The sequence below is a fragment of the Bacillus sp. S3 genome, assembly GCF_005154805.1.
Classification (GTDB): domain Bacteria; phylum Bacillota; class Bacilli; order Bacillales; family Cytobacillaceae; genus Neobacillus.
In genome coordinates this window covers 1,887,022-1,912,497 of the sequence record NZ_CP039727.1, presented here as the reverse complement: position 1 = coordinate 1,912,497, position 25,476 = coordinate 1,887,022, and the positions used below count along the sequence as shown (strand labels likewise).

The following is a 25,476-nucleotide window of genomic DNA, read 5'->3' as shown; positions in this document are numbered from 1 at the left end:
TAAGAGTGAAGCTTATAACCACGTTAACCGTACCTTCGACGCCATTAACGGGCACTTCCGTTTCGCTTATAAAAGTGACTGCACATACTGTCTCGTTTCTTGATCGACCTCTTCAATCATCGTTAAACTTGGATGGTTCATGGATTGATGGCTGCTTAACGCCTTCTCAATCAAATCTTCAATCTGCAAGAAACGAATTTTACCTTCTAAAAACGCAGCTACGGCCGTTTCGTTGGCTGCATTCAAAACAGTAGGCATTGTTCCGCCTTCTTTTCCAGCCATAAAGGCAAACTGCAGGCAGCGGAACCTCTCAACATCCATTTCCTGAAAGTGTAGTTTTCCAATACTCGCTAAATTTAATCGGTTTTTAGTGGGCAGCGGAAGACGATCAGGGTATGTGAGTGCATATTGGATTGGCACTCTCATATCCGGTGTTCCTAGTTGAGCGATAATACTGCTGTCATGGAATTCAATCATTGAATGTATGATGCTTTCATGATGGAGCAATACATCAATTTTTTCATAAGGCATTTGAAACAGCCAATGTGCTTCAATGACCTCTAACCCTTTGTTCATCATGGTCGCGGAATCAATCGTAATTTTCGCCCCCATCGACCAATTCGGATGATTTAAAGCTTCTTTTACTGTGACATTTACCAACTCATCCCGGGTGCGGTCCCGAAAACTGCCTCCTGACGCTGTTAAAATTAACTTTTCTATATTTTTTTCCTTTTCACCTTGCAAGGCTTGGAAAATAGCAGAGTGCTCACTGTCGACAGGAAGCAGTTGAACATTATTTTTTCGCGCTGCCTCCATTACTAAGTGTCCTGCTGTTACAAGTGTTTCTTTATTCGCAATTGCAATTACTTTCCCACACTCAATAGCCTGTAAAGTAGGATGCAGCCCCACACTGCCAAGAACTGCATTGACAAGGATATCAGCTTTTTCAAAAACAGCCGCTTCAATCAGTCCCTCATTCCCATAAGTAAACTTCGTTTGCGGAAATTCTGCTTTTAATGTATGACAATCTTGATAGTCTTGTACAGAAACAAGCTCTGGATTAAATTCGGCAATTAATTTTCTGGCCAAATTGATATTTTTGCCAACTGAAAAGGCAGCCAGCTTAAATTCTGTCGGATGTTCCCGAATGACATCGATGGTCTGTGTTCCAACCGATCCCGTTGCACCCAATAAACTAATTATTTTCAAACGTTTCATCTCCTATAAAAAACAAAAAACAATTTCGTTTTATCCCCAAAGGTGGAATAGGCTTAATATTGGCCAAACAAATATTAAACTGTCAAACCGGTCAAGGATTCCTCCATGACCAGGTAAGATTTTCCCTGAATCTTTCACATTAAAATGACGTTTAAATGCTGACTGAACAAGGTCACCAATTTGTCCAAAAACAGACAATACCACTGTAATGGCAATAATGGACCCTTTTATATCAGTGAATAAAACAAAGAGGATGGCTACAATCACGGCACAAACAACACCGCCCAGTGATCCTTCAATCGTCTTATTCGGGCTGATTTCAGGCCAAAGCTTTCTCTTTCCAAGAGCTTTCCCAATAAAATACGCCCCTGAATCTGTTGCCCATATCATAAATAGGGAGTATAAAATGAAGACTAATCCCCCATCCACCCTTGTTTCGAAGAAAAAGTAAAAACCCATCCCGACATAAAGAGCGGATAAAATTGAAAATGAGACATCTTCAAAGGTAAAGCGATTCTTGGTAATCACTGTATAGGTTAATAATAAAAGGATTAACACAATACACAATTCGGTTTTTGAATAATAAAAGCTATCCAAAACATGACGATACTTCTCGGGAAAAATCAGCACCCAGAGAAATAAAATGGAAAGTATACCATGGATCGAGAAAATAGTAAGATTTTTCATTTTCAGTAATTCATACAGACCAACAGTCGCTAAAAAATACGTTAGTAACACGAGCGGAATTCCCGCGTAGTAAACAATTGGCAAAAACAATGCCGCTGCAACGACTCCTGTAATAATTCTTTGCTTCATCTAGTAGTTCAACACCTTTGTTATTTCTATAAGCCGCCATACCTGCGCTGGCGCTTTTGGAAGACCTCAACCGCTTCAAGCAAATGTTCCTCATTAAAGTCCGGCCATAGGACATCCGTAAACCAAAACTCCGAGTATGCTAATTGCCAAAGCATAAAGTTACTTAAACGGATTTCTCCGCTAGTCCGGATTAAAAGGTCAGGATCTTCAAATGCTGAGGTCATCAAGTATGAGGAAAATACCTGTTCGTTGAGTTCCGTTTCATTTAGTATACCATTTTTACTATCAGTTAAGACTTGCTTGACCGCATCTAGTATCTCCGCTCTGCTTCCGTAATTTAAGGCAAAGTTTAAAATTAATCCGGTATTATTTTTTGTTTCCTCCATGGCTTTTTCAATGGCTCGTAAGGTATGTACCGGAAGTTGATCTTTATAGCCCATCATTTTCACTTGTACATTATTTTTAACTAAATCAGGAAGAAAGGTCCCAAGAAATTCTTCCGGCAGCCTCATAATGTATTCTACTTCATTTTTAGGACGTTTCCAGTTTTCGGTTGAAAAAGCATATAAAGTCAATGCCTTTATTCCAAGATCATTTGCCAACATCGTTGTTTTACGAACAACCTTCATCCCTTCATGATGACCGGCAATCCTCGGCAGTGCTCTTTTTTTAGCCCAGCGGCCATTGCCATCCATAATAATGGCAACGTGCCCGGGAACAGGCAGTTTTTTTATTTCTTCTATTTTATCTCGGAGTGTGGAAGACGTTTGCTGCTTCTTCCTAAGTTTAAATTTATTTAACATAACATTGCACCTCAATTAGTTAATCATTTCCTCCGAAAATAGATCACTTTCAAATTGAATCAAATGTCGATATGTAAAGGATATTTTTGGTTAGGTGGTTTTATCATACCAAAAAATCTAGAAGATATCTCTAATAATAACTTATGTAAAATAAAAGGAATTAAGAATAATGTTCAGAAAACATTCGCTTGCCATCGGTATCGTTTAAAAAATCCTACATATAGTGAAAAAAACCCCCTAAATAGAGGGTCTGATACTCAATTACACTTCTAATATTTCTTTTTCTTTATCTTTCGTAATTTGATCGATTTTTTGAATGTACTCATCCGTAAGCTTTTGTACATCATCAGAATAGCCTCGAAGTGCGTCTTCTGTTATTTCCCCATTCTTCTCAAGCTTTTTCAACGAATCATTGGAATCACGGCGAATATTCCGAAGGGCAACTTTTGCTTCTTCTGATTCTTTTTTGACTAATTTCACAAGTTCTTTCCGGCGTTCCTCAGTCAGCTGTGGAATGGCAAGGCGAATAACCTGGCCATCGTTCGTAGGATTTAAGCCTAAATCAGACTTTAAAATTGCCTTTTCAATATCACCAAGGATCGATTTATCATATGGCTGAATCACTAGAAGCCTGGCTTCAGGAACTGAGATTCCTGCCATTTGATTGACGGGCGTAGGTGCACCATAATAATCAACCGTGATACGGTCCAGCAATGACGCACTAGCCCTGCCGGCACGGATACTGGCAAGTTCACGAGAATATGACTGAATAGCTTTTGTCATTCGGTCTTTAGTAGTAGAGATAACCTGCTTTGGCATTAATTTTTCCCCCTAACGATTGTTCCGATTTTTTCACCCATAACGGCTCTTTTAATATTGCCTTGTTCCATAATAGAGAAGACAATTAGTGGAATATCATTATCCATACATAAGGAAGAAGCGGTTGAGTCCATTACGGCTAACCCTTCCTTGATCACATCCAGGAATGATAAATCTTCATATTTAGTAGCATTTGCGTCAACACGAGGGTCTGCTGAATAAACTCCATCCACATTATTTTTCGCCATTAATATGACTTCGGCATCAATTTCTGCTGCCCGAAGTGCAGCTGTGGTATCCGTTGAGAAATAAGGATTACCTGTGCCGGCAGCAAAAATTACAACCCGCTGCTTCTCGAGATGTCTAATTGCACGGCGTCTAATATATGGTTCAGCCACCTGGCGCATTTCTATTGATGTTTGCACGCGTGATTCAATTCCTAGGTGTTCTAAACTATCTTGAAGTGCTAAAGAATTCATAACGGTCGCGAGCATTCCCATATAATCAGCTGTTGCTCTGTCCATTCCCATTTCACTGCCGATTTTTCCACGCCAAATGTTTCCACCGCCTACAACAACAGCTACCTCAACACCAAGTTCTGCAATTTCTTTGACTTGAATGGCAATCGATTTAATAACGGAAGGTTTAATTCCGAAGCTCGATTCACCAGCAAGTGCTTCCCCGCTTAATTTTAAAACTACGCGTTTGTACTTAGGACCGCTCATATAAACCTCCGTGTATGTAAATTAATCTTGAAAAATAGGGAACACACCGTGTTCCCTATTCAAAAACCTATTACAGCAACATTCCCTTAAAACGTGTTCGCTTTAAATTAGAGAATTATTGACTATTGTTTATTAACTTGGTTCATAACTTCTTCTGCGAAGTTATCTTCACGTTTTTCAATGCCTTCGCCTACTTCGTAGCGAACGAATTCACGTAAAGTTGCACCTTTTGATTCAACGAATTGACGTACCTTTTGATCAGGGTTTTTAACGAAAGTTTGGTCTAGAACACAAACATCTTCAAAGTATTTTCCAAGACGGCCTTCTACCATTTTAGCCACGATATTTTCAGGCTTGCCTTCGTTTAGAGCTTGTTGTGTTAATACTTGACGCTCGCGCTCCACCTCTTCTTGTGATACTTGATCACGAGAAACATATTTTGGTCTTAATGCAGCGATGTGCATGGAAATATCTTTAGCCGCATCAGCGTCAGTTGTACCTTCAAGAACGGTTAATACGCTAATACGTCCGCCCATGTGGAGGTATGCGCCAAATGCATCATTATCCGTTTTTGATAATACTGCAAAACGACGAAGTGATAATTTTTCACCAATTTTCGCAATTGCTGCATTAATGTGTTCACCAACAGATACACCGTTTTCCATTGTTTGAGCAACAGCTTCTTCAACAGATGCCGGGTTGTTTTTAAGTAGATGCTGTGCAAGTTCTTTAACAAGTGTTTGGAATCCTTCGTTTTTCGCTACGAAGTCAGTCTCAGAGTTTACTTCAAGAATAACAGCATTGTTTCCTTCAGTTACAATAGAAGTTAACCCTTCAGCTGCAATACGATCAGCTTTATTAGCAGCTTTCGCGATTCCTTTTTCACGAAGGAAATCAATTGCTTTTTCCATATCACCATTTGTTTCTGTTAAAGCTTTTTTACAATCCATCATTCCTGCGCCAGTTTTTTCACGTAGTTCTTTAACCATTTGAGCAGTAACTGCCATAATTTTCTTCCTCCTTAAATTCTATGTACTGTACTCATATCTTAGCCATCTATGCCGAAGATAAACAGTCTTTAGCTTGCCAGTCGGCAAGTTTTCTTTCGCCGATAGGAAAGTAAAACTTTCCTATTAGGCATAAGTGCAACTAAGCCTCTGTCTTCGCCTGACGGCTCGCCAATCGGCAAGTTTTCTTTAAAAAAAGGTGATAAAGGGTCTCCCTCTTATCACCTTTTTATCAGATCACTAAATTGAATTAGTATTATGCTTCTACTTGTACTTCTTCGCCTTGTTTTGCTTCAAGGATTGCATCAGCCATTTTACCAGTTAAAAGCTTAACTGCACGAATCGCATCGTCATTCGCTGGAATCACTACATCGATTTCATCTGGATCACAGTTTGTATCAACGATACCAACGATAGGAATATTTAATTTCTTCGCTTCTGCAACCGCGATACGCTCTTTACGAGGGTCAATGATGAAAAGTGCATCTGGAAGCTGTTTCATGTCTTTAATTCCGCCTAGGAATTTTTCAAGACGCTCTTGTTCTTTCTTTAATTGTACTACTTCTTTCTTTGGTAGTACTTCGAAAGTACCGTCTTCTGACATTCTTTCGATATCTTTTAAGCGGCCAATACGCTTTTGAATGGTTTCAAAGTTTGTTAGTGTACCACCTAACCAGCGTTGGTTAACATAGTACATTCCAGAACGGCCAGCTTCTTCTTTAACAGAATCTTGAGCTTGTTTCTTTGTACCAACAAAAAGAACGGTTCCGCCGTTACCAGCAAGTTCCTTAACCCAGTTATAAGCTTCTTCCACTTTTTTAACTGTTTTTTGAAGATCGATAATGTAGATACCGTTACGCTCAGTGAAGATATATTTCTTCATCTTAGGGTTCCAACGGCGAGTTTGGTGTCCGAAATGTACACCAGCTTCAAGCAATTGTTTCATTGAAATTACTGACATGTGTTTTTCCTCCTAGTGGTTTGTTTTCCTCCGCTTATTTCATTTTTAAACAGAAACTGTTTCTACAGCACCGTCTGTTTAAATCAATAAGCGTGTGTATTAACACCATGAAATAATATAGCACATGTAATCTTAACAATCAAGTTATATATTCAAAAAAAATCTCCAGGTGAACTGGAGATTTTAATCTTAATTCGATCTTAATTTATCAAGTTCAACTAAAAACTTATCATTTAATACTTTGATGTACGTTCCTTTCATACCAAGAGAACGGGATTCGATAACCCCTGCACTTTCAAGTTTTCTTAATGCATTGACAATTACGGAACGTGTAATACCAACACGGTCAGCAATTTTTGAAGCAACTAATAGGCCTTCATGACCATTTAACTCTTCAAAAATATGCTCAATGGCTTCTAGTTCACTATAAGACAATGAACTGATAGCCATTTGCACAACGGCCTTGCTGCGAGCTTCTTCCTCAATCTCTTCTGCTTTTTCACGTAAAATCTCCATACCTACTACAGTTGCACCATATTCCGCAAGAATCAATTCATCATCCTGGAATTTTTCTTGTAATCTGGCAAGGATTAATGTGCCTAATCGTTCCCCGCCTCCGATAATTGGGACAATTGTTGTCAAGCCTTCATGGAATAATTCTCTGTTTTCCACAGGGAAAGCAGTATATTGGCTTTCAATACCAAGATTTGATGAAGTTTCTTGAATATTAAACAAACCATTTGTGTATTCTTCAGGAAATTGTCTGTCTTCAAACATTTTCTTCATTCGTTCGTTTTCAATTTGCTGATAAATTGAAAATCCTAAAAGTTTCCCGCGGCGGCTGACAATGTAAACATTCGATTCAATTGTTTCACTTAATGTCTCTGACATTTCCTTGAAATTCACTGGTTTTCCAGCAGCTTTTTGCAATAAAACATTAATTTTTCTCGTTTTTGTAAGTAAATCCATTGTGTTTCTTCCTCCTAAATTGACTACAACCATTATTAAATTTTATAAGTTAACATTTTTATGACTGATTAGGTCATTGTATCAGCAACCGCACCTATAGAATAAATTGTGACAAATCCTTGTTTTTCGAGATAGCACCCAATTTATCATTTACATACTGTGGTGTGATCGTAATTTTCTCCATTGAAATATCCGGCGCTTCGAACGATAAGTCTTCTAAAAGCTTTTCTAATATCGTATGGAGTCGTCTGGCACCAATATTGTCTGTATTTTGATTCACTTCGAATGCTACTTCAGCAATTCTACGAATAGCATCGTCAGAAAATTCAATTTGTATACCTTCTGTTTCCAATAATGCTTGATATTGCTTAATTAATGCATTATCAGGCTCGATTAAGATCCTGAAGAAATCTTCTACTGTCAGTTTTGTCAGTTCGACCCGGATTGGGAATCGGCCTTGGAGTTCCGGTATTAAATCCGATGGTTTCGCCATATGAAATGCCCCGGCAGCGATAAACAGAATATGATCCGTTTTGATTGAACCATACTTCGTTACCACTGTTGAACCCTCAACAACCGGTAAAATATCCCTTTGAACACCTTCTCTGGAAACATCAGCTGATGATCCGCCGGAATTCTTGCTGGCAATTTTATCGATTTCATCAATAAAAATGATCCCTGTCTGCTCCGCACGATAAATGGCTTCTGATGTTACTTCATCCATATCAATCAGCTTTGCCGCTTCTTCGTTTGTTAACACTGTCCTTGCTTCACGGACGGTTAATTTTCTCTTCTTCCGCTTCTTCGGCATAAAGCTGCTTAACGCATCCTGCATATTCATACCCATTTGTTCAATTCCGGACCCTTGCAGCATATCAAACATGGATGGGGCTTGTTCCTCTACTTCAACGGTTACGATTTCATCTTCTAACTGGCCAAGAGCAAGTTTCTCTTTAACAATTTTCCGCTTTTCGAAAACAGAGTAATCTTCTTGTTGCGTCTCTTGCTCAGCGTTCGGATTACCGCCGCCAAATAACATTTCAAGCGGGTTTTTATAATTCGTTGATTTTTTAGCAGATGGAACTAGTAAATCTACAAGCCTGCCGTTTGCATTTTCCTCAGCCCGTTCCTTTACACTTTGCATCCGGTCCTCTTTCACTAATCGAACGGAAGTTTCAGCTAAATCCCTAACCATTGATTCCACATCACGGCCGACATAGCCTACCTCTGTAAATTTAGTCGCCTCAACCTTAATAAACGGCGCGCCAACAAGCTTCGCAATTCTTCTGGCAATTTCCGTCTTCCCAACCCCGGTAGGGCCAATCATTAAAATGTTCTTCGGAATGATTTCTTCTCTGAGCTTGTCATTCAACAAACCTCTTCTGTAACGGTTTCTTAACGCAACTGCGACCGCTTTCTTGGCATCCTTCTGTCCAATAATGTATTGATCAAGTCTTTCGACAATTTGGCGGGGGGTTAAATTGGTTGTTCTTCCCATATTTTTCAGTCTCCTTCCCGTTATAGCTCTTCAACAATAATGTTGTGGTTCGTATATACACATATTTCTGCGGCTATTTCTAAAGAAGCCTTTGCAATTTCTTTTGCAGATAAGTGCTCACCGGAATATTTTTTCAGTGAACGACCTGCAGCCAATGCGTAATTTCCACCAGAGCCAATCGCAAGAATCCCGTCGTCAGGTTCGATAACTTCTCCAGTGCCGGAAACAAGAAGCAAACTTTCACGGTTCATAACAATTAACATCGCTTCCAGCTTGCGCAGCATTTTATCGTTTCTCCATTCTTTTGCAAGCTCGACAGCCGCCCTTTGGAGATTCCCATTATATTCCTCTAATTTCCCTTCAAACAGTTCAAATAGAGTAAATGCATCAGCAACAGAACCAGCGAAACCAGCCAGTACTTTACCATTAAAAATCTTTCTTACCTTTTTTGCTGTGTGCTTCATCACAACTGCATTACCAAATGTCACCTGGCCATCACCAGACATAGAACATTCACCATTATGGTGGATTGCAAATATCGTTGTAGCATGAAATTGATTCATCCAAATCTCCTCCTTATGGAGTAGGTTCAATTGTTTATTTTGCGTAATTTCTAATTGTTTGTAAACATCAGATAAATAAGTTTAATAAAACATTCACATTTATACACGGCAAGGGCTATTAAATAGTAACATACTTCCATAGCCCTTGCAATAAATTTTACAAAAATTTCACAAAGTTCTGAATTGTTTCCAGCGCTCGATTTGCATGCTGTAAATTTCTTTCCTGCTTTCCTTTAATACGGACAGGCAGTTCAGGAAATAAGCCAAAATTAGCATTCATCGGCTGAAAATTATCCGGATTGGCGGTCGTAATATAACGAGCCATACTGCCAATTGCTGTTTCAGCAGGAAACTCCACAGGATCTATCCCGTTAACTAACCGTGCAGCATTGATGCCAGCAATTAAGCCGCTTGCAGCTGATTCCACATATCCTTCAACTCCGGTCATTTGGCCGGCAAAGAATAAATTTTCGCGATTTCGGAATTGATAAGTGGCTTTTAATACCTTCGGTGAATTAATAAAGGTATTGCGGTGCATCACACCATAGCGAATGATTTCTGCATTTTCAAGTCCCGGAATCAACTGAATGACTTCTTTTTGCGCTCCCCACTTTAAATGTGTCTGAAAACCGACAATATTAAACAGTGTCCCTGCCGCATCATCTTGACGAAGCTGTACTACCGCAAATGGTCTTTTCCCTGTTTTCGGGTCCTCTAAACCAACTGGTTTTAATGGGCCAAAAAGCATTGTTTTCTTACCTCTTGCTGCCATGACTTCAATTGGCATGCAACCTTCAAAAAAGATCTCCTTTTCGAATTCCTTCAAAGGAACAGTCTCAGCAGAAACAAGCGCTTCATAAAAACGATTAAATTCTTCCTCTGTCATTGGACAATTTAAATAGGCAGCTTCTCCTTTATCATAGCGAGACTTTAAATAAACTTTATCCATATTGATGCTTTCTCTTTCGAGAATTGGTGCCGCCGCATCATAAAAATACAGGTAATCTTCACCGGTTAAGCTTTTAAGCTGTGCAGAAAGATCAGGACTCGTTAACGGGCCAGTTGCAATAATCGTTGGACCTTCAGGAATTTGGGTTACCTCTTCATTAATTACCGTAACATTTTCATGGTTTTTGACCATCTCCGTTACCTTAGCGGCAAATTCATGACGATCAACTGCCAAGGCACCTCCAGCCGGAACCGAACAAGCATCTGCTGAAGTGATAATCACAGAATCAAGCTTTCTCATTTCCTCTTTCAAAACACCGACTGCATTTGTTAATGTATTTGCGCGCAATGAATTACTGCATACTAATTCCGCAAATTTATCCGTATGGTGTGCCGGAGTTTGTTTTACCGGGCGCATCTCGTAGAGACGCACTTTTATGCCCCGTTTAGCAATTTGCCAAGCTGCTTCACTCCCGGCCAATCCGGCACCAATTACATTTATCGTTACATCCTTCATCTAGAAACCTCCCTAATACCCAACTTGTTGAAATATGTACATATGGGAATGTATATTTGATAATTGTCCAGCTCCAGCACCCTAACGGCTAGTGTCCTTCGCTCTCCGCCCTACGATAAGTCAACATCGATTCGCCTCCGGCTCTTCGTGTTTCCTTTATCTCAGTTGGAGCGCTCCAGGCCATACGCCGCTGACCAGGGCGCTTCCGCTTTTCTTACTCAATACCTTTCCCTCTTTTAAAGTCCATCTTGCATTTTACTATACGAATGAAAAAGAAAAAAGTTTTAACTATCGAAAAATAAATAAAAGAGCGGGTATACCCACTCTTAACTTTGCGGTTCTTCCTTATAATCACAGTTAACGCATTGAACTTGGACGCCCTTTTTTAATTTCTTTTCTACAAGCAGGCCTTCACATTTTGGACAAGGCCGTTGCAGCGGTTTATCCCAGGAAATAAATTCACACTCAGGATAGCGCGTACAACCGTAAAACAACCTTTTCTTTTTACTTTTACGCTCGATAATCTGTCCTTCTTTACAAGTAGGGCAAGTAACACCGATTTCTTTCACAATCGGTTTTGTATTCCGGCAATCAGGGAAATTACTGCAGGCCATGAACTTACCGTATCTACCCATTTTAAACACCATCGGATTTCCACAGTTTTCGCAGTCCTCGCCTGCCGGCTCATCTTTAATTTCTACTGACTGCATCTCCTTTTCCGCCTTCTTTAAACGGATTTCGAAGTCCCGGTAAAATTCATCAATGACTTGCACCCACTTTACTGTACCCTCTTCAACATTATCCAAATCGTGCTCCATTTTTGCAGTGAATTCAACATTTAGTATTTCAGGGAAGAATTCAAGGATCAGCTCATGGACAATTTCTCCTAATTCTGTAGGAATAAAGCGTTTATTATCAAGTGCAACATAACCTCGTTTTTGAATGGTATCCAATGTAGGCGCGTATGTAGACGGCCTTCCAATTCCCAATTCTTCAAGCGTTTTAACAAGTCTTGCTTCCGTGTATCGCGGTGGAGGCTGAGTAAAGTGCTGTTTCGGATCAATATCCTTTTTAAACACTTCATCTCCTTCTTTCAAATCCGGAAGCATCTTGTCAGGTCCATCCTCCTGGTCATCTGAACCCTCTACATATAGCTTCATAAAGCCAGGAAACTTTATTTTTGAGCCAGTAGCACGGAATACGACATTTCCATTCTGCAAATCAACACTCATTGTATCCATGACGGCCTGTGCCATTTGACTTGCTAAAAACCGTTCCCAAATCAATTTATATAAACGAAGCTGATCACGCGAAAGAAATTCCTTCAAGCTGTTTGGATTTCTCAAAGTACTGGTTGGACGAATCGCTTCATGCGCATCTTGGGCATTGGTTTGCTTTTTTTCTTTCCTTTGGACATCCTTTAAAAAGTTGTCGCCAAATTCCGCTTTTATATAACCTGCTGCCTCTGCCTGAGCAACTTCTGAAATTCGGGTGGAATCCGTTCTCATATAGGTAATGAGACCAACTGTACCTTCTTTACCAAGTTCAATCCCTTCGTACAACTGCTGAGCAAGCATCATTGTTTTCTTTGCACGGAAGTTGAGCTTTCGTGCCGCTTCCTGCTGCAAGGAGGAGGTGATAAAAGGCGGCGCCGGGTTTCTTCTGCGTTCTTTCTTTGTCACAGAAATTACCTTGAACTTATTGTCATTCAATTGCTTTAAGATCGCTTGAACCTCTTGTTCCGATTTTAACTCCGTTTTATCTTGACCAACTAAGGAATAAAAATTGGCACTAAAGTGATCATTCCCCTTTAAAAAGTCTCCTTCAATCGTCCAATATTCTTCAGGTATAAACGCTTTTATTTCTTTCTCCCGATCAATAATCAATCGGACTGCTACGGATTGAACACGTCCTGCACTCAACCCTTTTTTCACCTTTTTCCAAAGAAGCGGGCTGATATTGTAGCCGACAAGCCGGTCTAATATTCTCCGTGCCTGCTGAGAATCAACGAGATCCATATTAATTGGACGCGGATGCTTAAATGATTCTTTTATCGCATCCTTTGTAATTTCATTAAAGACCACACGGCAATCTGAGTTAATATCAACATCTAAACTATGTGCCAAATGCCAAGCGATTGCTTCCCCTTCACGATCCGGGTCAGCCGCGAGATACACTTTTTTTGCTTTTTTGGCCGCTGTTTTTAACTCTTTTAAAACAGGACCTTTCCCGCGAATTGTGATATATTTGGGCTCAAAATTATTTTCTACATTTACCCCTGTTTGACTCCTAGGTAAATCACGAACATGTCCCATTGAAGCTTTTACTTTATATTTATTTCCTAAATAGCGTTCAATCGTTTTCGCCTTGGCTGGCGATTCAACGATGACTAGAAATTCTGCAGCCATTCAAATATCCTCCTTAAGAGGGAAAGTGTGAAAGCGCCTCGAATACGGCAATTGCCTGTTTCTAAGATGCTTACCATTTGAGAAGATTTCCTACACTCCAGTTTTAACAACTTGAACCGGCGAAAATACTTTACAAAACTGCCTTATCCCAAATTTTTTTCAATTATATGTTAATTTCAATATTATATTCAATTTTTTCGAACATCTGTTGGAAAATGTATAACATATTAGAAATTTTTGCAACCTTTTTAAGCTTATTTCTCCATTTTAACGAAAAAACCTGCAAAAATATCCATTTTTATTACTAAGATTTGTTATTTCCTAGAGTTTAATCTTATTTCTTCTAAAATATCCTCGGCCCTTGTGACAAGTTTTGCCCCTTGCTGGATTAATTCATTCGTGCCGATTGAATAAGGATTAAAAATACTTCCGGGAAGTGAAAAAACATCCCTGCCTTCATGGACAGCGTAATTGGCCGTAATGAGCGATCCGCTTTTTCGCTTTGCTTCTATAATAAATGTTCCTGCCGCTAAACCGCTAATAATTCGATTGCGAGCCGGAAAATGCCATCTAAGCGGTTTTGTGTCCGGAGGATATTCGGACATAATAAGCTGCGTTTTCATCATTTCTAACGCAAGACTCATGTTCTCTTTTGGATAAATGTGATATAAACCGCCGGCAATAACAGCAATGGTATTCCCGCCATTTTTTATCGCGTATTCGTGTGCTAAGGCATCTATTCCCTTTGCTAAACCGCTGACAATCAGAACTCCATTATGAATTAATTCAGGAAACATTAACCTAATCGCATTTCTGCCGTATTGTGAGGCTTGACGAGAACCCACCACTGCAAGTTTTGGATCCCTTTCAAGAAGAGACAGATCTCCTTTCATAAATAAAGCCCATGGCGGCTGGTAGATTTCTTTTAAATAGCTAGGGTATTCTTTATCCAAAATTGTTATTACGGTAATATCGTTGGTTTCGTATTGGCGGATTTGTTCATGAATCATATCAGGGTGAAGAGAAATGATAGAAGATTGGACCAAGGAGTGTTCGTGGTTAATGGGTGGAAATAAGGACATCTGGTGTGATGATTTGGTCTGGTGCAGGTATAAAGACTCTAGAGCGGGGTCCTTCTTTAATAGTTGATAGACCATGTTCCAAGTGATATTCGGGTAATGTAGCAAATGAACCAGTCTTTCTTTAAAGTCATCCATGCTTTTTTCTCCTTTTTTTAAAATACGATAAATAGCCCCTCAAACTATGAGGGACTATCTGCAGCCAACTTGATGAAAAATTAATGTGTTTTACATTTTTCGTAAAGACCTTGTTCTTTCAACACTTCAATTAATGTTTCCCCCATGACAGAAGGTGTATCTGCAACCTTGATGCCGCATTCATTCATAATGCGAATTTTTTCGTCAGCAGTACCTTTTCCGCCGGAAATAATCGCACCAGCGTGCCCCATGCGTTTTCCTGGAGGTGCTGTACGGCCGCCGATAAAGCCAACAACAGGTTTTGTCATGTTTGCTTTTACCCATTCAGCTGCTTCTTCTTCAGCAGTACCGCCGATTTCACCAATCATGATTACAGCATATGTTTCAGGATCTTCATTAAAGGCCTTAAGGACATCGATGAAGTTCGTTCCATTAACAGGGTCTCCGCCAATACCGACAGCGGTTGTTTGACCAAGTCCTGCTTGCGTTAGTTGGTGCACTGCTTCATACGTTAATGTGCCAGAGCGGGAAACAACGCCAACATGGCCTTTCGTATGGATATAGCCGGGCATAATCCCAATTTTACATTCATCAGCAGTAATAACACCTGGACAGTTTGGTCCGACTAGGCGTGTCTTTTTGCCTTCCATGTAGCGCTTCACTTTCACCATATCCAATACAGGAATATGCTCAGTAATACAAATAACAAGATCCAATTCTGCATCAACTGCTTCGATAATTGAGTCAGCAGCAAATGGTGCAGGAACATAGATAACAGAAGCATTTGCACCTGTTGCTTCAACCGCTTCCTTCACTGTATTGAATACTGGCACACCCTCAACTTCTTGGCCCTTTTTCCCTGGTGAGGTCCCGCCAACAATTTTAGTGCCATATTCAAGCATTTGTTTTGTATGAAAACGGGCAGTTCCGCCTGTTATCCCTTGAACTAAAACTTTTGTATCCTTATTAATAAAAACGCTCACGATAATTCCCCTTTCTTCTCGATCCTATTTCACTAATGAAACGATTTTTTGTGCGCCGTCAGCCATAGATTCAGCAGCAATAATTTCCACACTTGACTCAGCAAGGATTTTCTTACCTAAGTCAACGTTGGTTCCTTCTAAACGAACAACAAGCGGAACACTTAGTCCAACTTGCTTAGCTGCTTCGACAACACCCTCAGCAATGACATCACACTTCATGATTCCACCAAAGATATTAACAAAAATACCTTTTACGTTTGGATCAGAAAGGATAATTTTAAATGCTTCTGTTACCTTCTCAGCTGTGGCACCGCCCCCAACATCAAGGAAGTTAGCCGGGTCTCCGCCGTAATGTTTAATAATATCCATTGTAGACATCGCAAGTCCGGCTCCATTTACCATACAGCCAATATTTCCATCTAAAGCAACATAGCTTAAATCATATTTAGATGCTTCAATTTCTTTTACATCTTCTTCTTCAAGATCACGGTATGCTAATACATCCTTTTGACGATATAGGGCATTAGAGTCAAAGTTTAATTTCGCATCTAGTGCCATTACTTTACCGTCACCGGTAACAACAAGCGGGTTAATTTCAGCAATCGAGCAATCCTTTTCGATATAGGCATTATATAATCCCATCATAAATTTTACTGCCTGGTTCACAAGCTCGTTTGGAATATTGATATTGAAAGCAATACGGCGCGCTTGGAACGGCTGCAAGCCAATCGCAGGATCTATTTCTTCTTTAAAAATTTTCTCAGGGGTTTTTTCAGCTACTTCTTCAATTTCCGTTCCGCCTTCTTCGGATGCCATTAGTACAACATGTGAAGTCGCACGATCCAATACTAAGCCCACATAGTATTCTTTCTTGATGTCGCAGCCTTCTTCAATTAATAGACGTTTAACTTCTTTACCTTCCGGACCCGTTTGGTGTGTAACCAAAGTCTTGCCAAGAATTTCATTTGCATATGTACGAACCTCTTCAAGGTTTTTCGCAACTTTAACACCACCGGCTTTCCCCCGTCCGCCAGCATGAATTTGTGCCTTTACAACACAAACCTGTGTGCCTAGTTCTTTCGCCGCTTCAACTGCTTCTTCAACAGTGAATGCCACTTTTCCGTTAGGAACCGCTACCCCATAACTTCTGAGGATCTCTTTCCCTTGATACTCATGGATATTCATTTCCCATCCTCCTATCAAACTCTTCAAAAAATTGACTCCGTTTTCATTTTATATAATGACACATACCTTGTCCACCATTAAGCTAAAAAATTATATTCAAGTTAAAAAAATTCAGAATAATAAATTACTATAATTCCCATTACAAAGGTATTTTTCCAATTTATTAACCGTCAATATATTTTTTACAATAATAAAAAACAGGCGGAAACCTGTTTTTTATTCAAGGGAGTTTTTAATTGGCGCGAAGCTCTTCCGATGATATGGAGTAATCCCATGTAGTTTAATTGCTTGGATATGTTCCTTCGTCCCGTATCCCATGTGCTGCTGAAAGCCATAGTCAGGATACAGGATTGAAAGTTCCTTCATCCACTCATCTCTTGCTACCTTTGCAACAATCGAAGCCGCAGCAATCGAGATACTTTTTCCATCCCCTTTGATAATGGATTCGGCAGGATAAGGGGTTTCAAGTTTCATTGCATCAATTAACAAAAAATCTGGTTTTGGATTGAGCGAGGTGATTACTGCTTTCATCGCCTTTTTAGTGGCTTCATAAATATTGATCTCATCGATTTCATTTGCATGAATCATCGAAACGCTATACGCCAGCGCTTCCCTTTTGATGATCGTATCAAATTCCAGACGTTTTTTTTCTGAAAGCTTTTTCGAATCATCAAGACCTGCTAAGAAAAAATCTGCCGGTAATATAACAGCTGCTGTTACAACAGGACCGGCAAGCGGGCCTCTTCCAACTTCATCCACACCGGCAATGAATTCAAATCCCTGAGAGCGCCATTTTTTTTCATAGACATTCATCTCATTGAACTTTTCCTTTAATCTTCTTTCCTCTGACCTTTTCTTTCGCCATTTATGTATCAGCTGCTGTACACCTTTACGCTCATCCTGAAGGACCTCTACCAAAAATGGATCATTGTCTACTAGAATACTTTCTAGTTGTCGTTCAATTTCCGCAATTGTTTGTAACTTCATTTTTTTCACCTGTTGTCATGATATATTGTTTCGGCATTCATTTCAATTCAAAAAAGCACACGAGTTTCAAAAAGAATTCGTGTGCTTTTTTTTACGAGATTACTAAGTCTTTAAGTTTAACTGTACTGCCGGTACCAAAGATTTCTTGCTCCAGCCTTTTTCCAGTTGGTGTTGCCGCAAGACCGCCTTCAGCAGTTTCCCGGAGAGCAGATGGCATCGATTGGCCAATCAAGAACATGGCGTGTATGACTTCATCACAAGGGATTCTGCTTGTAATTCCGGCAAGCGCCATGTCTGCTGCTGTTATGGCATTTGAGGCACCCATGGCGTTTCGTTTCACACACGGAACTTCAACTAAACCTGCAACAGGGTCACATACTAAGCCTAGCATATTCTTTAATGTGATCGCCATTGCCTCTGCAGCCTGCTGTGGCGTGCCGCCTGCCATTTCTACAATGGCTGCCGCCGCCATGCCGCTTGCAGAGCCTACTTCCGCTTGACATCCGCCTGCAGCGCCGGAAATGGAGGCGTTATTTGCGATAACAAAGCCAAATGCTGCTGCCGTAAACAAAAATTCAATCATCTCCGAACGAGTTGGATTCAATTTTTCTTTTACAGCAAATAAAGTACCAGGTACAACACCTGCTGACCCTGCTGTCGGCGTGGCGCAAATTACGCCCATTGCAGCATTTACTTCATTCGTAGCGACTGCTTTACTAACAGCATCCAGTAAAATCGTACCGCCTAAGGCTTTGCCGCTTTTAATATAGTTTTGCAACAGGACTGCGTCTCCACCGGTTAGTCCGGTATGGGAGTGAACACCGTTAAGGCCTCTTTCAACCGCTTGTTCCATAACAGTTAAATTCGTGTCCATTTTTGCGATTACTTCATCCCTTTTAAGCCCAGATACTTCTATTTCCTGCCGAATCATAATTTCAGCTATTTTAACATGATTGCTTTCTGCAAGCTGAACAAGCTCTGCTACATTTCGAAACATGACCACACCCCCTGATGTTTTTTCATCGATCTATTCAACCATGCGAATGACTTGCTTTACATTCGCAAGTTGTTCCAATTCCTCTATTACGGTCCCCTCAATTTTCTGGTCGACCTCTATCACCATTAACGCCATTTCACCTTTTTCTAACCGTGAAACTTCCATATGGCCGATGTTAATTTCATATTTTGATAAAATACTTGTTACCGCAGAAATAATACCAAAGCGGTCTTGGTGTACAACTAATATGGCCGGATGCTCGCCAGAAAGCTTTAACGGAAATGAATTTAATTCCGTAATTTCAATTGTTCCCCCTCCAATTGAAATTCCCACCATTTCAAGCTCGTCTTTCTCATCATATAAATTTATTTTTACAGTATTTGGGTGATCCGTTACTGCCTCTTCCGTTTGAAAAACTACCTCTAATCCCATCTCTTTTGCAATAGACAGGGCTTTAGGCATTCTTTCATCAAATGTATCTAAATCGAGAAGGCCTGCAACAATAGCAAAATCTGTTCCATGACCTTTATAGGTTTTAGCAAAGGAACCATATAGGGAGATAATCGCTTTCTTGGGCAGTTTCCCAAACAGGGTCCTGGCAACCCTTCCAATCCTTGCTGCTCCTGCTGTATGTGAGCTGGACGGTCCGATCATGACCGGCCCGATAATATCAAAAGCTGAGCGATATTTCATTGATGTACCCCCATTTATTTAACCTGTTATTTTTTACCGCCGATATCTTCTCCATTCATTTTACGAGAATTGCTTCAAAGTAACCAGTAATAATTGCTGGTAAAAGTCCTTATTCTGCGCTTTCTCGCCAATAACAATGAAAACGATTACAATATACAGCCATTAAAAATAATATCAAAGATTTACTAGATTTAAAATAACATTTTACTAGCAGCAAACTATTTTATCATTTGTACATTCGGATGAACATAAGAAGCTCCCCGTTTGGAGAGCCCCTGAGCAATTATTATTCTTTTTCAACCATTAAATCTGAAGGTCGTTCAAAGGTAATCCTGCCAAATTTTTCTGACCGTATTTCTCTGATCACCAATTCTGACACTTTATCATAATCGACGATACCGCCCGACATCAGACACCCGCGCAATTCTCCAATATGATCAAACATTTCGACAACGTTTTCGGGTAGCGCGTCTAACTGATAGCGTTCCTTCAACCGTTCTGGATAGGCGCGTTCTAAAAATCTTAACGTGTAGACCGTTAAGTCCTGCAGGTTTAATAAAGTGTCTTTAATCGCCCCTGTAATGGCCAGTTTCATGCCTACCTCTTGATCCTCAAATTTCGGCCATAAAATTCCCGGGGTATCCAGTAATTCCATTTCTTTGCCTACTTTAATCCACTGTTGTGCTTTTGTGACTCCAGGTGTATTTCCTGTCTTAGCGATGTTTTTTTTGGCCAGTCGATTGATAAGAGTCGATTTACCCGCATTTGGGATCCCAACGATCATGGCGCGGATAGCTCTTGGTTTTACACCTCTTGCTCTTAAACGGTCAAATTTCTCTTTAAGAATTTCGTTTGAGGCTTGGACAATTTGTTTCATTCCTTCTCCAGCCTGTGAATTGATTGCCAGTGCCTTGATTCCTTTTTCCGCAAAAAAGGCAATCCATTCTTTCGTCACAGTCTGGTCTGCCATATCCGCTTTATTTAATAAGACTAGCCGTGGTTTATGCTGAATAATTTCATCAATCATCGGATTTCTGGAGGAATACGGTATTCGCGCATCCACTAATTCAAAAATAATATCAACAAGTTTTAATTTTTCCGTGACCTCTCTGCGAGCCTTAGCCATATGGCCTGGAAACCATTGGATCGTCAAATAAGTCACCTCCTTCTAAAAGCGTAAGCGCCATGGTGCTCTATTTCACTGTTACAATATGTGCATCTTTTATCGGCCAGTAAACGACGCTTGTTTTACCGATTACTTTACTCATAGGGACGGTTCCAATATGCCGGCTGTCTTTACTGAAGCGGCGGTTATCCCCCATGACAAACAGCTCACCCTTAGGAACGGTCTGACGGCCAATTTTTTCTTCTAATGTAAATGCACCGGTTAATGGCCCATCCTCTACTTGCTTCTTATATTCATCTAAATAAGGCTCTTTATACGCTTTACCATTTACGTATAACGTATCATCCTTATATTCAATCGTGTCACCTGGGAGACCAATCACGCGCTTTATGTAATCCTTTTTCTCCGGGGCATGAAAGACGATAATATCAAATCGCTTTGGCTCACCAATTTCATAACTGAATTTATTGACGATCATGCGATCCTGATCCTTTAATGTCGGCATCATCGATAAGCCATCCACCACTATCGGTGCAAATAGAAAATAACGGATAACTGCTGCCAGTGCTACCGCAATCAATAGGGCTTTCGTCCATTCCCATAGTTCATTCTTCTTTTTTGTCATACAATCCCCACCAATCACTTTAAAAAAATGTCTTATAAAGACTATTTTACATAACTTGCACCTATTTAACACGATGGGATAAAACTTTTTAATCAAACTTTAATATTTCCTTTATAAATTCGCAATAAATGGAAGCAGTACAAGAAAAATCAAATATGAGTATAAAAAAAGAGCCTGCTCCCGGGCAAGCTCTTTTCTTTTCATATTAGCGGATCTCTTTAATTCTTGCTTTTTTACCGCGAAGGCTGCGCAAGTAGTAAAGCTTAGCACGGCGAACTTTACCGCGGCGAATTACTTCAAGCTTCGCAATTTTTGGTGTATGAACAGGGAAAGTACGCTCAACGCCTACTCCGTAAGAAATTTTACGAACTGTAAAAGTTTCGCTAATTCCACCACCACGACGCTTAATCACAACACCTTCAAATAACTGAATACGCTCGCGAGTACCCTCGACAACTTTAACGTGAACACGTACAGTGTCACCAGGACGGAACGCAGGCAGATCAGAACGAAGTTGTTCTTTTGTGATTTCTTCGATTAATTTATGCATCGTTTTCAACTCCTTCCAACAGATGCTCATGCACACTAACATACCTTTATCTTGCAGCGGAACATCGTTATAAGACCACAACTGAAACGGATCAGTTCAAGTCACAAGAAGTATCATACCATATTTATTGTGGGCTCGCAATATTACTCGGCATCTTTTTTTACTTCTTGTAACCATTTTTCCTGTTCCGGAGTTAGTTCAATTTTATCAAATAAATCCGGCCGTCTATGGAGGGTCCGTCTTAATGCTTCTTTATTACGCCACTCCTCGATTAATTTATGATTTCCTGACAGAAGGACATCGGGTACTTTCAGTCCTCTGAAATCTGCCGGTCTTGTATAGTGCGGATGTTCTAAGAGACCGGTACTAAATGAATCCTTCATGTGGGATTCTTGATTGCCTAGCACCTCCGGCAAGAGGCGGACAACGCTGTCAACCACTACCATTGCTCCAAGCTCGCCGCCGGTCAAGACATAATCACCAATCGATATTTCATCTGTTACCACATGCTCGCGAATTCGTTCGTCATAGCCTTCATAATGACCGCAGATGAAGATCAAATGATCTTCTTTTGCTAATTCTTCAGCTTTCCGCTGTTCATATCGCTCACCCTGCGGGCATAGCAGAATCACTCTTGGCTGTTTACCATGACCATTTTTCTTCAGAGCGGCTACAGCATCAAAAATGGGCTGGGGCTTTAATACCATCCCAGCACCGCCGCCATAAGGATAATCATCAACAGTAGAATGCTTATTGTCAGCAAACTCACGAAAATTGACTACATTATAATTAACTGCCGCTTTTTCTGCTGCTTTTTGTAGGATCGATTGTCCCAGTACTCCGGTAAACATTTCCGGAAACAATGTAAGGATATCAATCTGCATCATGAAAGTAATCCTTCCATTGGTTTAATTAAAACCACTTTCTCTTTGACATCCACTTTTTTTACGACATCATGAATATAAGGGATTAGTACTTCTTTGCCGCCTTTTCCTTTCACAACCCAAACGTCATTAGCACCAGGTGAGAGAATTTCGGTAACCTTGCCGATTTCTTCGCCATCTACAGTAGCAACAAGGCAGCCGATGATTTCATGGTAATAAAATTCATCTTCTTCTAATTCATCCAGCTGTGATTCCGGAACTTTCAGAATCCCCTCTTTAAACTTTTCCACTTCGTTGATGTTTGTGAATCCTTCAAAAGTAAGTAATTCAAAATTTTTATGTGTGCGATGGCTCTTCACGGTTAGTTCAATAGACTGATTTGATTTTGGCATAAATAAATATAAAACATTTCCTGGTTTATAGCGTTTTTCAGGGAAATCCGTTTTCGAGATCACACGGACTTCACCCTTAATTCCTTGTGTATTGACGATTTTCCCAACGTTGAACCATTTATCCATTGTCCATTTTCACCTAATTTCTTCAATAATTCCATCTTTAATGATGATTGTACGCTGCCCTTGTCTCTCGTCCCAAACATCGCCAACATTCACCTCAACGAGAGCCTGAACTTCCTTTTCTTTTAACTCACTGCCTAATGGTAGGATATGTAATTGTTCCACTTGAAACTCAATAAGCTTTATTTTTTCTTTACGCATTTGAATTTCTTTTTCAAACTGCTGTTTTAATGGTCCTGGTGAAAAGTTTTTTGTTTTCTCCAGCCGTTTCTGTTCAAATTGCAGCTGATCACATTCTTTCTGCAGCTGTAATTTTTCGGACTGATACTTGTTAAATAGCAGTTGTTTACTATTTTCTGTTAGTAATTGCTTTACCACAACTGTTTGGATTATTTGCATGTAGGGACCTCCTTTTGCATTTATATAGCAAAAAAGAGAGGAAATAATCCCTCCCTTTTATCTAGATGCAAAAAGCTATTCACCAATTTCTAGAAAAATTTTCTTCTGTTGTGAAGATCCTGCTGCATAAACAACAGTTCTAATGGCCTTTGCAACACGCCCTTGTTTCCCGATCACTTTTCCCATATCTGTCTTATTCACAGTAAGGTGATAGGTAATGCGGTTATCCTCTTCATCGGCACGGACGTAAACGTCTTCCGGAAAATCAACAAGGGGCTTAACAATCGTTTCAATTAGATCTTTCATAGCTGACTGCTATTACTTGCCTAATTTAGCGTTATGGAATTTTTCCATGATGCCTTGGTTTGAGAAAAGGTTACGAACGGTATCAGATGGTTTCGCACCGTCTTTTAACCATTTAAGAACTAACTCTTCGTTAATTTCTACTTTAGCTGGTTGCGTAACAGGATTGTAAGTTCCTACGATTTCAATGTAACGTCCATCACGTGGTGAACGAGAATCTGCAACTACGATACGATAGAAAGGAGTTTTCTTAGCTCCCATACGTTTTAAGCGAATTTTTACTGCCATTTTAAATAAGCACCTCCGAATAGTTTCACACAAGATAGTATAATATCAATTCTTTTATTGTTTGTAAAGTGTTTTTTCTTTACAAGCAGTATTACCAATTTCAGCCAAACCGAAACATCCTAGAACGGTTTAAATGGAAATTTGAAGCCGCCCTTTTTCTTTCCCTTTTGCTGCATTCCCGTCATTTGCTTCATCATTTTTTTCATATCTTCAAATTGCTTTAATAAGCGGTTAATTTCGGTGACAGGACGCCCGCTTCCTTTGGCAATTCTACGTTTGCGGTTCGCATTCAGGATCTCGGGATTGTTTTTTTCTGCCTTTGTCATGGATTGAATAATCGCTTCCACATGGGCAATTTGTTTCTCATCAATTTGAAGATTATTCAAACCTTTGATTTTGTTTGCCCCTGGCATCATTTTTAATAATTCATCAAGCGGGCCTAAATTTCGCACTTGGCCTAGCTGATCCAAAAAGTCTTCCAATGTAAATGATGCTGTCCGCATCTTCTGTTCTAACTCTTTTGCCTTTTGTTCGTCGACATTTGCTTGGGCTTTTTCAATCAGTGTCAACACATCACCCATACCTAAGATCCTTGAGGCCATTCGTTCAGGATGGAATGGTTCCAAAGCATCCATTTTCTCGCCCAAACCGACAAATTTAATCGGAGTTTGGGTGACGGCACGGATAGACAATGCGGCCCCGCCCCTTGTGTCACCATCAAGCTTTGTAAGAACAACTCCGGTTAAACCGAGCTGTTCATTAAAACTTTGGGCCACATTGACGGCATCTTGTCCTGTCATCGCATCGACAACAAGGAAGATTTCATCTGGTTTTGTAAGCTCTTTAATATCCTTTAATTCGTCCATTAAGGTCTCATCAACGTGTAGTCGACCAGCCGTATCAATCAGGACATAGTCATTATGGTCTTCTTTCGCTTTCGCGATTGCCTGCTTGGCGATTTCAACCGGGCTCACTTGATCACCAAGAGAGAAAACAGGCATATCTAATTGCTTACCAAGAGTTTGAAGCTGCTTAATGGCAGCTGGACGATAAATGTCCGCAGCAACCAGCAGCGGTTTGCGGTTATACTTCTTTCGAAGTAAAAGCGAAAGCTTACCTGTTGTTGTTGTTTTACCGGCACCCTGCAGCCCAACCATCATGATAACGGTTGGCGGACGATTCGAGGCAGCAATCTTACTTTGCTCTCCCCCCATTAGCGCAGTCAATTCCTCATTAACGATTTTGATGATCTGCTGACCTGGAGTTAAGCTTTTCAGAACTTCCTGCCCTACGGCGCGTTCACTGACTTTTTTCACAAAATCTTTGACGACTTTAAAGTTAACGTCTGCTTCTAGTAAGGCAAGACGCACCTCACGCATCATTTCTTTTACATCCGCTTCCGAGACCTTTCCTTTTCCGCGGATTTTTTGGATTGTATTCTGCAGTCGGTCGGCTAATCCTTCAAACGCCAT

Annotated in this window: 27 protein-coding genes; all 27 read right to left on the bottom strand. The window is 40.2% G+C overall.

Annotated elements, in window-relative coordinates:
• Positions 1 to 66: 66 nt before the first annotated feature.
• The gene (gene dxr / locus FAY30_RS09210) at positions 67 to 1,209 is read right to left on the bottom strand and encodes a 1-deoxy-D-xylulose-5-phosphate reductoisomerase (RefSeq protein ID WP_149869598.1); all 1,143 of its coding nucleotides are present in this window, start codon (positions 1,207 to 1,209) and stop codon (positions 67 to 69) included.
• 39 nt (positions 1,210 to 1,248) lie between these two features.
• On the bottom strand, positions 1,249 to 2,034 hold the full coding sequence (locus FAY30_RS09205) for a phosphatidate cytidylyltransferase (protein WP_149869597.1): 786 nt from the start codon (positions 2,032 to 2,034) through the stop codon (positions 1,249 to 1,251).
• A 26-nt stretch (positions 2,035 to 2,060) separates the two neighbouring features.
• The gene (locus FAY30_RS09200) at positions 2,061 to 2,837 is read right to left on the bottom strand and encodes an undecaprenyl pyrophosphate synthase (RefSeq protein ID WP_149869596.1); all 777 of its coding nucleotides are present in this window, start codon (positions 2,835 to 2,837) and stop codon (positions 2,061 to 2,063) included.
• A gap of 261 nt (positions 2,838 to 3,098) precedes the next feature.
• Positions 3,099 to 3,656 (bottom strand): ribosome recycling factor, encoded by a 558-nt coding sequence (gene frr / locus FAY30_RS09195; protein WP_149869595.1) that lies wholly within the window; start codon positions 3,654 to 3,656, stop codon positions 3,099 to 3,101.
• On the bottom strand, positions 3,656 to 4,381 hold the full coding sequence (gene pyrH / locus FAY30_RS09190) for a UMP kinase (RefSeq protein WP_149869594.1): 726 nt from the start codon (positions 4,379 to 4,381) through the stop codon (positions 3,656 to 3,658). The genes frr and pyrH overlap by 1 nt, the downstream gene beginning before the upstream one ends.
• A gap of 122 nt (positions 4,382 to 4,503) precedes the next feature.
• On the bottom strand, positions 4,504 to 5,388 hold the full coding sequence (gene tsf, locus FAY30_RS09185; protein WP_149869593.1) for a translation elongation factor Ts: 885 nt from the start codon (positions 5,386 to 5,388) through the stop codon (positions 4,504 to 4,506).
• A 256-nt stretch (positions 5,389 to 5,644) separates the two neighbouring features.
• Positions 5,645 to 6,349 carry a 30S ribosomal protein S2 gene (gene rpsB, locus FAY30_RS09180; protein WP_149869592.1) on the bottom strand — a complete coding sequence of 235 codons (705 nt, stop codon included), beginning with the start codon at positions 6,347 to 6,349 and terminating at the stop codon, positions 5,645 to 5,647.
• A 189-nt stretch (positions 6,350 to 6,538) separates the two neighbouring features.
• Positions 6,539 to 7,318, bottom strand: a complete 780-nt coding sequence (gene codY / locus FAY30_RS09175) for a GTP-sensing pleiotropic transcriptional regulator CodY (protein WP_149869591.1) — start codon at positions 7,316 to 7,318, stop codon at positions 6,539 to 6,541.
• A gap of 94 nt (positions 7,319 to 7,412) precedes the next feature.
• Positions 7,413 to 8,816: an ATP-dependent protease ATPase subunit HslU gene (hslU, locus tag FAY30_RS09170; protein WP_149869590.1), complete on the bottom strand. Its 1,404-nt coding sequence runs from the start codon at positions 8,814 to 8,816 to the stop codon at positions 7,413 to 7,415.
• Positions 8,817 to 8,836: 20 nt separating this feature from the next.
• Positions 8,837 to 9,379 (bottom strand): ATP-dependent protease subunit HslV, encoded by a 543-nt coding sequence (gene hslV / locus FAY30_RS09165; RefSeq protein ID WP_149869589.1) that lies wholly within the window; start codon positions 9,377 to 9,379, stop codon positions 8,837 to 8,839.
• A 157-nt stretch (positions 9,380 to 9,536) separates the two neighbouring features.
• Positions 9,537 to 10,844 carry an FADH(2)-oxidizing methylenetetrahydrofolate--tRNA-(uracil(54)-C(5))-methyltransferase TrmFO gene (gene trmFO / locus FAY30_RS09160; RefSeq protein ID WP_149869588.1) on the bottom strand — a complete coding sequence of 436 codons (1,308 nt, stop codon included), beginning with the start codon at positions 10,842 to 10,844 and terminating at the stop codon, positions 9,537 to 9,539.
• A 326-nt stretch (positions 10,845 to 11,170) separates the two neighbouring features.
• Positions 11,171 to 13,252, bottom strand: coding sequence for a type I DNA topoisomerase (gene topA / locus FAY30_RS09155; protein WP_149869587.1), 2,082 nt, complete (start codon positions 13,250 to 13,252; stop codon positions 11,171 to 11,173).
• Positions 13,253 to 13,566: 314 nt separating this feature from the next.
• Entirely contained in the window at positions 13,567 to 14,469 is a 903-nt protein-coding gene (gene dprA, locus FAY30_RS09150; RefSeq protein WP_149869586.1) for a DNA-processing protein DprA, read from the bottom strand.
• 80 nt (positions 14,470 to 14,549) lie between these two features.
• Positions 14,550 to 15,452, bottom strand: a complete 903-nt coding sequence (gene sucD / locus FAY30_RS09145) for a succinate--CoA ligase subunit alpha (protein WP_149869585.1) — start codon at positions 15,450 to 15,452, stop codon at positions 14,550 to 14,552.
• A 24-nt stretch (positions 15,453 to 15,476) separates the two neighbouring features.
• Positions 15,477 to 16,637, bottom strand: a complete 1,161-nt coding sequence (sucC, locus tag FAY30_RS09140; protein ID WP_149869584.1) for an ADP-forming succinate--CoA ligase subunit beta — start codon at positions 16,635 to 16,637, stop codon at positions 15,477 to 15,479.
• Between the two features lie 216 nt (positions 16,638 to 16,853).
• A complete protein-coding gene (locus FAY30_RS09135) occupies positions 16,854 to 17,624 on the bottom strand; it encodes a ribonuclease HII (RefSeq protein WP_149869583.1) in 771 nt (256 codons plus the stop codon).
• 91 nt (positions 17,625 to 17,715) lie between these two features.
• Positions 17,716 to 18,621, bottom strand: a complete 906-nt coding sequence (gene sdaAA / locus FAY30_RS09130; RefSeq protein WP_149869582.1) for an L-serine ammonia-lyase, iron-sulfur-dependent, subunit alpha — start codon at positions 18,619 to 18,621, stop codon at positions 17,716 to 17,718.
• Positions 18,622 to 18,651: 30 nt separating this feature from the next.
• On the bottom strand, positions 18,652 to 19,314 hold the full coding sequence (gene sdaAB, locus FAY30_RS09125) for an L-serine ammonia-lyase, iron-sulfur-dependent subunit beta (protein ID WP_149869581.1): 663 nt from the start codon (positions 19,312 to 19,314) through the stop codon (positions 18,652 to 18,654).
• Positions 19,315 to 19,600: 286 nt separating this feature from the next.
• Positions 19,601 to 20,467, bottom strand: a complete 867-nt coding sequence (gene ylqF / locus FAY30_RS09120; protein WP_149869580.1) for a ribosome biogenesis GTPase YlqF — start codon at positions 20,465 to 20,467, stop codon at positions 19,601 to 19,603.
• Between the two features lie 40 nt (positions 20,468 to 20,507).
• Positions 20,508 to 21,065 (bottom strand): signal peptidase I, encoded by a 558-nt coding sequence (gene lepB / locus FAY30_RS09115; RefSeq protein WP_149869579.1) that lies wholly within the window; start codon positions 21,063 to 21,065, stop codon positions 20,508 to 20,510.
• Positions 21,066 to 21,270: 205 nt separating this feature from the next.
• Positions 21,271 to 21,615, bottom strand: coding sequence for a 50S ribosomal protein L19 (gene rplS / locus FAY30_RS09110; protein ID WP_149869578.1), 345 nt, complete (start codon positions 21,613 to 21,615; stop codon positions 21,271 to 21,273).
• 143 nt (positions 21,616 to 21,758) lie between these two features.
• Positions 21,759 to 22,499, bottom strand: a complete 741-nt coding sequence (trmD, locus tag FAY30_RS09105; RefSeq protein WP_190284925.1) for a tRNA (guanosine(37)-N1)-methyltransferase TrmD — start codon at positions 22,497 to 22,499, stop codon at positions 21,759 to 21,761.
• On the bottom strand, positions 22,499 to 23,017 hold the full coding sequence (gene rimM, locus FAY30_RS09100) for a ribosome maturation factor RimM (protein WP_149869576.1): 519 nt from the start codon (positions 23,015 to 23,017) through the stop codon (positions 22,499 to 22,501). The genes trmD and rimM overlap by 1 nt, the downstream gene beginning before the upstream one ends.
• A gap of 9 nt (positions 23,018 to 23,026) precedes the next feature.
• Positions 23,027 to 23,413: a YlqD family protein gene (locus tag FAY30_RS09095; RefSeq protein ID WP_149869575.1), complete on the bottom strand. Its 387-nt coding sequence runs from the start codon at positions 23,411 to 23,413 to the stop codon at positions 23,027 to 23,029.
• Between the two features lie 75 nt (positions 23,414 to 23,488).
• Positions 23,489 to 23,719 carry a KH domain-containing protein gene (locus FAY30_RS09090; protein ID WP_149869574.1) on the bottom strand — a complete coding sequence of 77 codons (231 nt, stop codon included), beginning with the start codon at positions 23,717 to 23,719 and terminating at the stop codon, positions 23,489 to 23,491.
• Between the two features lie 12 nt (positions 23,720 to 23,731).
• Complete coding sequence (rpsP, locus tag FAY30_RS09085) at positions 23,732 to 24,004, bottom strand: 30S ribosomal protein S16 (protein WP_007087771.1); 273 nt, start codon at positions 24,002 to 24,004, stop codon at positions 23,732 to 23,734.
• A 119-nt stretch (positions 24,005 to 24,123) separates the two neighbouring features.
• Positions 24,124 to 25,476: a signal recognition particle protein gene (gene ffh / locus FAY30_RS09080; protein WP_149869573.1), complete on the bottom strand. Its 1,353-nt coding sequence runs from the start codon at positions 25,474 to 25,476 to the stop codon at positions 24,124 to 24,126.